The following is a 10,252-nucleotide window of genomic DNA, read 5'->3' on the forward strand; positions in this document are numbered from 1 at the left end:
GGGGGTGGGCGAGGGGGACGGGCTGGGGCTGGGGCTGGTGTTGGGGCAGGTGACGTGGACCTCGCCGAGGCGGGCGTCGGTGACCGGGCCGGTGTACAGCTGCTCGCCCCGCAGGTTGGTGAAGGTGCCCGAGATGCTGACGTCCAGCCACGCCTCGGCGGTGTACTGGCGGCTCTGCGCGGCCGGGTCGGCGTGCTGGTCGACGGTGACGTCCAGGGTGGACGGGCCGATGGTGGCGGGCAGGCCGATGTCCGCGCCGGTGATCTGCAGTTGGGTGGTGCCGACGCCGACCCGGTGGCCGAGGACGGTCACCTCGTCGCCGTCGGTGTGGTTGTAGGCCAGCGCGTACGGGCCGACCGGCGGCGGCACGCACTCCGCGTACGAGTCCAGGGACGCCACCGAGCCGACCTCGACCGGGCGGTAGTGGATCAGCTCGGAGGAGTTGAACCACACCACCAGGTTGGTGAGTTGGGCCTGCGCGAAGTACTTGGACGGGCTGGTGGAGGTCTGCGTGGTCCGGGTGGCGATGCTGATCCGGGAGAGCATCCCGTCCGGGTCGGAGGAGAAGTCCGCGGTGTCGGTGTCGGGCACCGTGGTGGAGTGCGCGGTGCCGTACGTGCCGCGGTACGCCGACAGGCCGATCGCGGGGACGTCCTGGTTGGTGAGCTGCACCAGCGTCGCGCTCGCCAGGTCCCCCGGCGCGGCGGACGCGGAGCGGGCGGTGGGCAGCAGGGCCGCCGCCGCGAGGGAGCCGGTGGCGGCGAGGACGGCGGTGGCGGCGCGCAGCCGGGGCGCGCGGTTGATGAGGGCCATCGACCACACATAGCAGGACGTACCGGGACGGATCGCACACGGCGCGCCCGTGGACGTCCGCCGGTGGGGCGCGGCGGGGCCGGACGGCGCACCCGGGTTCGTGTGCGACACTTCTGGGCGTTCCGGACGCCGCCACCCCCGGCGGGGCGCCCGGGCGGACGCGGGACGGACGGATGCGGGACGGACGGACGTACGGCGAACGGGCGCGTGGCGGACGAACGGGCGTGCGGCGGACGGGCGGAAGGCGTGCGGCGGAACGGGTGCCGGGGCGAGCGGGAGACACCGGAGGCGGCGGCGTGGAGCAGCAGGACGAGTACGGGGCCCTGGGGGCGCCGAGCGCGCCGGACGCGCCGAGTGCGCCCGGCGGCCGGGTGCTGGCGGCGCTCGCCGAGCGGCGGCGCACTGGCAGCCGTCCCGGCGGGCGCACCGACGGCCGGCGGATCGCGCTGGCCGTCGAGGGCGGCGGCATGCGCGGCATCATCTCCGGCGGCATGGCGCTGGCCCTCCACGAGGCGGGCCTCACCGGCGCGTTCGACGCCGTCTACGGCGCCTCCGCCGGGGCGCTGACCGGCGCTTGGCTGCTCAGCAGCGACCCCGGGCAGCTGGCCGGCTGGGCCGACGCCGAGTACGCCCGGGCGATGGTCCGCCCCGCCAACGTGCTGCGCGGCCGCCCCGTCGTCGACCTGCACCACCTGGTCGAGCACCTCTACACGCACGTGGCCCGGATGGACTTCGACGCCATCCTCGCCAACCCCACCACCCTGCACCCGCTCGCCACCCACACCGGCACCGGGGCCGCCACCGACCTGCACCCGCTGCTCACCGACCCGGTCCGGCTCCGCCTGGCGCTGCGCGCCAGCGCCGCCCTCCCGCTGCTCGCCGGGCCGCCGGTCGCGCTCGACGGCAGCCACTACTACGACGCCGGGCTCGCCGAGTCCGTCCCGTTCCGCACCGCGCTCGCCCAGGGCGCCACGCACGTCCTGGTGCTGCGCTCGCGGGGCCCGCTCGCCGCCCCGGCGGCCGGGGCGGCGGCCGGGCCCTCGCGCGGCTCCCGGATGGTGGCCCGGACGGTGCTGCGCCGCTACCCCGCGCCGCTGCGCGACTCCTACCTGGGGCGGGCCGAACGGCTGCTGGCCGACGAGGAGTTGCTCGGCCGGCACGACCTCGCCCCGGCCACCGACGGCCCCGCCGTGCTCTCCGTCCGCCCCGGGCCGGACGCCCCGAAGGTCGGACGGCTGGCCCGGGACCCGGCGCTGCTGCGGGCCGCGCTGGAGTCCGGGCGGGCGGCGATGGACGGGTTGCTCGCCCGGCTGCCCTGAGCGGCCGTTCCGCCGTCCTCGGCGGCCCGGACCGGCCGGTTGCCGGGGTCGGTCGGTTGTCAGGGTCGGTCGGTTGCCCGGATGACGCTCGGTTGCCCGGATGACGGCCGGTTGCCCCGGCGGTGGGTCGGGGAAGTCCGGCGGTGGGTCAGGGGAGCCCGGCCCGGCGGAGCAGGACGCCGCGGCTGCCCGGGGCGAGGGTCCGCTGGGCGGGGTGCGGGGCGGCGAGGTCGATCTCCTCGACCAGCAGCCAGCCCTGCTGCGCGGAGAGCCAGGGGCGCAGCCGTCCGTCGAGGGCGGACGGGGCCAGGGCGACGAACAGCAGGTCGGTGGGGAGGGCGTGCAGCAGTTCCAGGTCCTGGCCCGCGTGCAGGGTGTCGATCAGCAGCACCGCGCCGAAGCGGCGCCGGACGGGCGGCGGGGCGGCGAGGTCGGCCCCGCTCAGCCGGAGCCGGGCGCGGCCGCGCAGCCGGTCCCAGAGCCGGGCCCGCAGGGCCGGGTCCGGTTCGGCGGCGTGCACGGTGTATCCGGCCCGTAGCAGTCGGCCGGTCAACGCGCCCTCGCCGGCGCCGAGTTCGGCCAGTGCTCCGCTGCCCGGCGGGCGGTGCCGGGCGACCCAGGCGGCGGTGGCGTCCAGGCGTTCGGCTTCGTACTCGGAGGCCACCAGTGTCTCGGCCACGCTCACGTCCTGTCGCAGGGGTCCGAACGGCCGCGGACGCGAGCCGTTACGACCCTAGCCATCTGCTTCGTTCGTGGTCCATACCACCACGGCGAAAAGTTTACGGTTCACGGTCAATTCACAGAGTGGGCCCGGCCGGGGCGGGTCATGGCCGAGGCTGGAAGCCGGACAGGCCCCCGGAGTCGTGGACTCCGGGGGCCTGTCGGTGGCTGCGGGCGGTGCGGGGCCGACCGGTCGGTGCGGCGGGCGGCGGGCGGTCAGGCCAGTTCGTCGTCGACGCCGTCGAGGTCGAGCTCGAAGTCGTCGTCGTAGCGGTCGTCGCGCTCGGTCACCGGCTGGCGGTGCGGGGTGACCCGGCCCAGCTGGAGGGTGGAGTACATGCCGGCGGCGGTGGGGTCGCCCGCCACCACGCTGTCGGCGTTGACGGGGGTCTCCGGGTCCTGGTCGGCGGTGCGGCCGGTGCGGCGCTGGGCGGCGCCGCGGATGCCGGAGCCGCCGACCGGGCCGTAGCCGCCGTGGCCCATGCCCATCCCCATGCCCATCATGCCGCCCGGCGGGGTGGAGCGGCCGACCCCGTTGGTCGCGGTGCCGGGCGAGGAGCCGCCGGAACCGGAGCCGGAACTGCCGCTGCCCTCACCGGACTTCTGGGTCTCGATCCGGGTGCTGCTGCTGCCACCGCGGTTGCCGAGGCTGCCGGCCGGCATCGCCAGGCGGGGGCCGACGGCGACGCCGCCCGGCGCGCCCGAGCCGCCCGGGGCGCCGCTGCCGGAACCGGAACCGGAACCGGAACCGGAGCCCGAACCGGAGCCGCCGCCCGCGCCGCCGTGCCCGCCGGGCAGCAGCGGTTCCCTGAGGCCGAGGGTGTTGATGCCGGCGCCGCCGCCGCTGCGGCCGCCGCCGGAGAGGCCGGAGCCGACCGGGCCGAGCTTGGGCATCAGGCCGGCGAACGCGGCCAGCCCGGCGTCGCCGCCCAGGCGCGGGCCGTTCAGCTGCTGGGGGAGCGAGCCGGTGGAGGCCGGTGCGTTGGGGCTGAGCGGGTTGGCGGCGAACGAGGTGAGGCTGTTGAGCGCCGTGCGGTTGCTGTCCTCGTTCTCGTTCAGGTTGCCCGCCATCTTGTCCATCTTGTCGGCGGTGTCGCGGAACGAGGCGAGGATCCGCTTGAGGACCTCCTCGGCGATGGTCTGCAGCACCTTCTCGGCGACCTCGATGACGATCTTGCCGAACTTGTCGCCGGAGTCGCCCATCTTCAGGCTCTGCACGATCCGCTTGAAGTTGGTGCCGTGCGTCTCGATGTCGTCCGCGCCGCGGCGCAGGTCGGCCGCGCACTGGGCGAGTTGGGCCAGGTCGATGGAGAAGCCCTGCCCGTTGGAGTTGTTGGACGGGGTGGGCGCGATCTTCTGCGCGGCCTTCTCGATCATGGACTCGATCGGCCGGGCGATGGTCTGGGCGAGCTTGCCGACCGCCGCCTCCAGCAGCTGGTTCATGATCTCGCGGCCGATCCGCAGCACCGCCGCCGCGCTCCACGGCCCGGTGGACGAGGCCGCCGCCAGCTGGGCGGAGATGGAGAACAGCTGCGCGATCGACTGGGTCTTGACCACCTCGATCACCACGGCCGCGGCCCGCAGCACCTTGGACACCGTCTGGCAGATCTCGACGATCACCTTGGAGTACTTGGTGATGGTGCTCCACAGCTCGGCGAGCTTGTCCGCCGAACTGCCCTGGTAGACCTCGTGCAGCATGGTCAGTGCTTTGTCCGCCGTCATCTGGGCGTTGTCCAGCGCCCCGGCGAACTTCTCCAACTGGTCGGCCAGTTGGTTGAGCTCGTCCTCATTGGCCGCCGGGAAGCGCACACCCAGCAGTCCGATGATGTGGTTGAGCCCCGATGGTAGTTCCACAGCCATTGCCGCCCCCAGCTGCTGCCCGCGGTAAGTCCCTGATCGCGCAGTGCGACGATACACATAGCGGACGACATCGACCACCTGACGGGGCGTCCCGAAGGCACATTGTGAGCGAATCCGTACAACGTTACGGTGTCCGCCATGGCATGGGGATCATGGTGGCGCGGCCGGTCCGGCACCGGCCCGGGCGCGCCCGGCAGGAGTGCGGAACGGCCGTCCGCGCAGGCGGTGTTGGATGCGGTGGCGGACGAACTTTCCGCGCTGCACGGCGAACGGTGGCGGGTCGAGGGGGCGGAGGTCCGCGGTCCGGGCGCGCTGGCGGTCCGGCCGGACTTTTCTCCGGACGGCGACCCGGACCGGTGGGACCTGGTGTTCCTGGCGGACCGGGACCGGCCGGAGACCGCCGTCCCGGACCGGGTGCCGTGGATCGACGGCGGCGACCAGGACCCGGTGCGCCGGGGCGTCGAGGTGTGGGCGTCCACCACCGGCGCCGCGCTGATCGAACTCGTCGCCCACAACGGCCGGTTCGCCGGCCACCTGGACCCGTCCGACCCGGACGGCCTGCCCGGCTGGCACGCCGTCCACGGCGGCGTGGTCGGCTGGGGCACCGGCCGGCACTTCCACGACGTGCAGGACTGGCTGGTCCGCAACCCCGTGCTGCCCGCTCTCGCCCCCGCCCTGGGCGGGGACCTCGGCCGGGACCAACTCGTCGGCGTCCAGGTGCACTTCGGCAGCGGCGGGGCGGGACGGCGGGTGGCCGAGGTGCGGGTGCACGGCGAGCCGCACGCCGCCGCGTCCGCGGCGCTCGCCGCCCTGGACTGGCCGCAGGTCGCCGAGGGCGACGCGTACGTGCGGACCTTCGTCCTGCTGGTGCGCCGGGCCGGGGCCCGGCCCCCGGCGGACGTCCGGCTCCGGGCGGCCGGGCGGCCGTAGCGGAGGGCCGGAAGGGCTGGCGGGCCGTCAGGAGCCCTGCGGGGGCGCCGGATAGCGCCAGGTGCCGCCGGGGGCCCGGTAGTCCGGCAGCCAGGCCGCCAGGACCTGTGCGGACGGGTAGAACATCGGCTCGGGGAGCGCGTCCAGGGCGACGCGCTCCCAGCCGGCGCAGGCGTGCGGCTCGGTCACCAGCGCCTCGGCCAGGCTCGGCGGGGCCAGCACCGCCGCCGTCACCCGGGTGCGGCCCAGTTCGTGGTCGAGCAGCACCGCCAGCACCCGCATCTCCTCGGCGGGCAGCACGATGCCGGTCTCCTCGGCCAACTCCCGTGCGGCGGCCGCCTCGAAGGACTCGCCGGGGTGGTCGACCTTGCCGCCCGGCAGGCTCCAGGTCGGCGGCTCCCCGGCGGTGGTGCGCCGCCCGATCAGCACCCGCCCGTCCCCGGTCGGCACGATCACGCCCGCGCCGACCAGCGGCGGCGACGGGTGCACGGCGGAGGAGAGTCGGACGTCCGTCACCACTTGCCCTTCTGGTAGTCCTTCAGGAAGCAGCCGTACAGGTCCTCGCCCGACTCGCCCCGGACGATCGGGTCGTAGACCCGGGCCGCGCCGTCCACCAGGTCGAGCGGGGCGTGGAAGCCCTCCTCGTGCAGCCGCATCTTCTCCGGGTGCGGGCGCTCGTCGGTGATCCAGCCGGTGTCCACCGCGGTCATCAGGATGCCGTCGGTCTCGAACATCTCCTGCGCGCTGGTGCGGGTCAGCATGTTCAGCGCGGCCTTGGCCATGTTGGTGTGCGGGTGGCCCGAGCCCTTGTAGCCGCGCTCGAAGACGCCCTCCATCGCCGACACGTTCACCACGTACTTGCGGCGCGCGGAGGACGCGGCCAGCGCCGGGCGCAGCTGCGAGATCAGGATGAACGGGGCGGTGGAGTTGCACAGTTGCACCTCCAGCAGCTCGATCGGGCCGACCTCGGAGACGGTCTGCACCCAGCTGTTGGTGTCCGCCAGGTCCGGCACCAGGCCGCCCGCGTCGATCGCCGTCCCGGCCGCGATCCGCTCCGGCGAGGCCGAACCCGTCACCAGGGCCAGCGAGGTGACCTCCTCGGCGCTCACCGACGGCTGCTCGCCGCGGCTCTGCCCCGGCAGCGCGGGCACGTCCACCGCGCCCGAGCCGAACCGGCCGATCACCGTGGAGGCGGGCAGCGCCCCGGCCGGCAGCGGCGCCGACTCGGCCGCCACCAGCTCGCGGTACGCCCCGGGGGAGCGGCGGACGGTCTGCGCCGCGTTGTTGATCAGGATGTCCAGCGGGCCGTCCGCGGCGACCTCGGCGGCCAGCGCCATCACCTGCGCCGGGTCGCGCAGGTCGATGCCGACGATCTTCAGGCGGTGGATCCACTCGGCGCTGTCCGGCATCGCGGTGAAGCGGCGGATCGCGTCGTTCGGGAAGCGGGTGGTGATGGTGGTGTGCGCGCCGTCGCGCAGCAGGCACAGCGCGATGTACATGCCGATCTTGGCGCGGCCGCCGGTCAGCAGCGCCCGCTTGCCGGTCAGGTCGGCCCGGGCGTGTCGGCGCGAGCGGTTCAGCGCCGCGCAGCTGCGGCACAGCTGGTGGTAGAACGCGTCCACCTCGACGTACCGCTGCTTGCAGGTGTAGCAGGAGCGCGGGCGCTCCAGGATGCCGGCCAGCTCGGTGGTGGTCTCGGTGCTCAGCCCGAAGACGCCCGCCGTCTCGTCGTCGATCCGGCCCGCCGCGCCCGTCGCGGTCCGCGCCGTCACCGCGCGGTCGTTGGCGGTCTTGCGGGCCCGGGTCTCCTGGCGGCGGCGCTGCTTGAGGGTGCGGAACAGGCCGCCGACCGCCAGCCGGACCCGGATCGCGTCCGGGTGGTCGACGTGGATCCCGTCCAGCTCGGCGAGCACGCTCAGGCACAGCTCCAGGCGGTCCGGATCGATGCCCTTGCCGTAGTCGGTGTCGTCCTCGACCGGGGTGCTGCCCGGCCCGCTCTGCTGGTTCGTCACTGCCGATGCTTCCTCGATCGCCCCGTCCGTACCGCCGAACTCTACGGGAGCGGCCGGTGCCGGGGCGAAGCCTGTGACCTGCCGCACGTTCCCCGGGGGGCGCTCAACCGCCGCCCAGTGACCAGGCGATGACCGACAGCGTCAGCATCGACAGCACCGTCGACGCCAGCACCGCCGAGCGGGCCAGCACCGGCGCCGCCCCGTACAGCCGCGCGTACACGTACACGTTCTGCGCGGTCGGCAGCGCCGACATCAGCACCGCCGCCCGCAGCTGCGGCCCCCGCAGGTGCAGCAGCAGCGCGCCGACCGCCAGCGCGGCCAGCGGCTGCCCGACCGTCTTCACCAGCACCGCGACGCCCAGCTCGCCCCGGTCCGGGCGCTGCGCCGCCGTGCCCGGCGGGGTGTGCAGCGACAGCCCGAGGGTGACCAGCGCGGCCGGGACGGCCGCCGCGCCCAGCAGGTCCGCCGAGTGCGCCAGCGGCCCCGGCAGGTGCCAGCCCTCGGCGGAGAACAGCGCGCCCAGGCCCGCGCCGAGGATCACCGGGTTGCGCAGCGGCAGCATCGCCAGCCGCCGCAGCCGGGCGGCCGGGCTGGGCGGGGCGGTGCCGGTGGACGCGTCCAGCACGGTCAGCAGCACCGGTGTGACCAGCAGCACCTGGAACAGCAGCACCGGCGCCGCGAACGAGGCGCTGCCGAGCACCTGCGCCGCGACCGGGATGCCGAGGTTGCCGGAGTTCACGTAGCCCGCCGCCATCACCGCCACCGTCCGCTCGGCGGTGCTGCGCTCGGCCCGCAGCCCGGCCGCCAGGCCCAGCACCGACGCGGCCAGCGTCCCGGCGGCGAACGCCAGCACCCAGCGGTCGGCGAAGGACGCCAGGTCGGTGCGCGCCACCACGGTGAACAGCGCGGCCGGCATCGAGACGTGGAACACGAACCGGCCGAGCACCGCCTCGGCGTCCGCCCCCAGCAGCCCCGTCCGCCCGGCCAGCCACCCGACCGCCGTCAACGCCCAGATCGGCGCGAACGCCGAGACCAATGCCTCCACCCTGACCTCCCGCCGCAGTCAACCAGGCCCGGGCCGGCCCCGGGACCGGCGGGCGGGGGTGACGGGACGTGAGCCCGGTCACGGCCGGTGCGCTTCCGGTGGCCGGACGGCTGCGCTGGGTGGCCGGGGGGAGAGCGGCGTCACAGGCCGGGGCGGTGGCCGGGGTCACACCGCGGCCGGGGCCCGGACCGGGGGCGGGAGGCGCGCAGGCCGTGCCAGGACTGGGCCCGGGCCCAAAACGCCGGTGTCAGGGGGAGGTTGGGGCCGGCTGTGGCCTTCTTCACAGCCGGGCCGGAATACCGGGGCCTCGGAGCGGTGAACTCCCTTGGGGCGCAAGGGAAGCCGGGATGTGAAGGAGTTGTGCAGGGCTCATTTCGGGATGTTTGCCGCGTGGTTGGGGCTCCGGCAGTCTCGTGGTTGTGCCCCGAGCCGCTCCCAGTGCTCACGGGGCTCCATGACGCAGCGAACCGCGGGACCAGCGCGGCGCGGCGTCCCCGGTGAGCAGGAGCCGCCGGGCCGGCCGTCCCGGGCCGAGGACCCCGCAACGAGCGGGGACCCCGCACGTCCACCCGGGCCCGGCGTGACCTGGAACCGACTCTCGGAGGTACCCGACATGCGACGTATCAAGCACAACCTCGGCCGATTGCCCCAGGTGCGGATGGGCCACCACCGCATGCCCGACGCCGTCCTCGGCATCGGACTGGCCGGCGCCATCGCCGTGGGCACCCTGCTGCCCGTCTCCCAGGCGTTCGCCAACCCCTCGTCCCACCGCACCGACGCCGCCGCGGTCACCACCGCGGACACCGCTGCCACCCAGGACGCGAACCGCGACGGCGGCCAGACCGCCTCCCGCAGCGAGACCCGCGAGCCGGTCCAGCAGCAGAGCCAGGCCCCCGCGGACCAGGCTGCCGCCGACCAGGCCGCCAACGACCAGGCTGCGGCGGAGAAGGCCGCGGCGGACAAGGCCGCGGCGGACAAGGCCGCTGCCGAGAAGGCCGCCGCCGACCAGGCCGCGGCGGACAAGGCTGCCGCCGACCAGGCCGCGGCGGAGAAGGCCGCTGCCGACCAGGCCGCCGCCCAGCAGGCCGCCGCCCCCGCGAAGAAGACCTACGCGAACAACCTGGACGGCTGGATCGAGGAGGCCCGCGACGTGCTGGCCGCCAACGGCAAGCACGTGCCGTCCGCGCGGGCGATGCACGCCGCGGCGATCGCCGAGTCCGGCGGCAACCCGAACGCCCAGAACAACTGGGACTCGAACGCCAAGAAGGGCACCCCGTCGATCGGCCTGACCCAGGTGATCATGCCGACCTTCAAGGTGTACGCGCTGCCCGGCCACACGGACATCCGCAACCCCGTCGACAACCTGATCGCCAGCTCGCAGTACTGCGACGCCCGCTACGGCAACATGGACAACATGGCCGCCGCCCGCGGCTACGGCGCCCACTGGCGCGGCTACTAGGGAGCGTATTCGGTCGTGATCAAGGGGCGGGCTTGGTGAGGTCTTTGAGCCAGATCATCGCGCCGCGAAGGCGGAGGCCAGCGAGGTAGCTCTC

At 75.0% G+C, this 10,252-nt stretch carries 9 protein-coding genes; 3 read left to right on the plus strand and 6 right to left on the minus strand.

Translation table 11 applies throughout. The features are described from left to right. Nucleotides 1-813, minus strand: an 813-nt coding sequence (locus IH44_RS0136805) for a hypothetical protein (protein WP_035957454.1), incomplete at its 3' end; no start/stop codon positions are given. A 296-nt stretch (nucleotides 814-1,109) separates the two neighbouring features. On the opposite strand from IH44_RS0136805, the gene IH44_RS0136810 reads away from it, so the two are divergent. Further along, nucleotides 1,110-2,132 (plus strand): patatin family protein, encoded by a 1,023-nt coding sequence (locus IH44_RS0136810; RefSeq protein WP_232795241.1) that lies wholly within the window; start codon nucleotides 1,110-1,112, stop codon nucleotides 2,130-2,132. 148 nt (nucleotides 2,133-2,280) lie between these two features. On the opposite strand, the gene IH44_RS0136815 is transcribed toward IH44_RS0136810, so the two are convergent. Next, nucleotides 2,281-2,811 carry a hypothetical protein gene (locus IH44_RS0136815; RefSeq protein WP_051818077.1) on the minus strand — a complete coding sequence of 177 codons (531 nt, stop codon included), beginning with the start codon at nucleotides 2,809-2,811 and terminating at the stop codon, nucleotides 2,281-2,283. Between the two features lie 257 nt (nucleotides 2,812-3,068). Beyond that, nucleotides 3,069-4,712: a hypothetical protein gene (locus IH44_RS46980; protein ID WP_198545104.1), complete on the minus strand. Its 1,644-nt coding sequence runs from the start codon at nucleotides 4,710-4,712 to the stop codon at nucleotides 3,069-3,071. 138 nt (nucleotides 4,713-4,850) lie between these two features. On the opposite strand from IH44_RS46980, the gene IH44_RS0136825 reads away from it, so the two are divergent. After that, the gene (locus IH44_RS0136825; protein WP_157852592.1) at nucleotides 4,851-5,642 is read left to right on the plus strand and encodes a DUF6348 family protein; all 792 of its coding nucleotides are present in this window, start codon (nucleotides 4,851-4,853) and stop codon (nucleotides 5,640-5,642) included. 27 nt (nucleotides 5,643-5,669) lie between these two features. On the opposite strand, the gene IH44_RS0136830 is transcribed toward IH44_RS0136825, so the two are convergent. The 3 genes from IH44_RS0136830 to IH44_RS0136840 all read right to left on the minus strand — a co-directional run bounded on the left by IH44_RS0136830 (nucleotide 5,670) and on the right by IH44_RS0136840 (nucleotide 8,699). Further along, a complete protein-coding gene (locus IH44_RS0136830; RefSeq protein WP_030464199.1) occupies nucleotides 5,670-6,158 on the minus strand; it encodes an NUDIX hydrolase in 489 nt (162 codons plus the stop codon). Next, a complete protein-coding gene (locus tag IH44_RS0136835; RefSeq protein ID WP_030464200.1) occupies nucleotides 6,155-7,654 on the minus strand; it encodes an SDR family NAD(P)-dependent oxidoreductase in 1,500 nt (499 codons plus the stop codon). Before IH44_RS0136835 ends, IH44_RS0136830 begins: the two co-directional genes overlap by 4 nt. A 103-nt stretch (nucleotides 7,655-7,757) precedes the next feature. Then, nucleotides 7,758-8,699: an AEC family transporter gene (locus tag IH44_RS0136840; RefSeq protein WP_051818081.1), complete on the minus strand. Its 942-nt coding sequence runs from the start codon at nucleotides 8,697-8,699 to the stop codon at nucleotides 7,758-7,760. Between the two features lie 613 nt (nucleotides 8,700-9,312). Between IH44_RS0136840 and IH44_RS0136845 the strand changes: the two genes are divergently transcribed. Continuing rightward, entirely contained in the window at nucleotides 9,313-10,158 is an 846-nt protein-coding gene (locus IH44_RS0136845; protein WP_157852593.1) for a transglycosylase SLT domain-containing protein, read from the plus strand. Nucleotides 10,159-10,252 lie beyond the last annotated feature (94 nt).

It is taken from the genome of Kitasatospora sp. NRRL B-11411 (assembly GCF_000721345.1).
Taxonomy (GTDB): Bacteria; Actinomycetota; Actinomycetes; order Streptomycetales; family Streptomycetaceae; genus Kitasatospora; species Kitasatospora cineracea.

Excerpts from the sequence above, each read along its gene's own strand:
- IH44_RS0136845 (WP_157852593.1), top strand. The coding sequence starts at position 9,313 with ATGCGACGTATCAAGCACAACCTCGGCCGATTGCCCCAGGTGCGGATG.
- IH44_RS46980 (WP_198545104.1), bottom strand. The coding sequence starts at position 4,712 with ATGGCTGTGGAACTACCATCGGGGCTCAACCACATCATCGGACTGCTG.
- IH44_RS0136825 (WP_157852592.1), top strand. The coding sequence starts at position 4,851 with ATGGCATGGGGATCATGGTGGCGCGGCCGGTCCGGCACCGGCCCGGGC.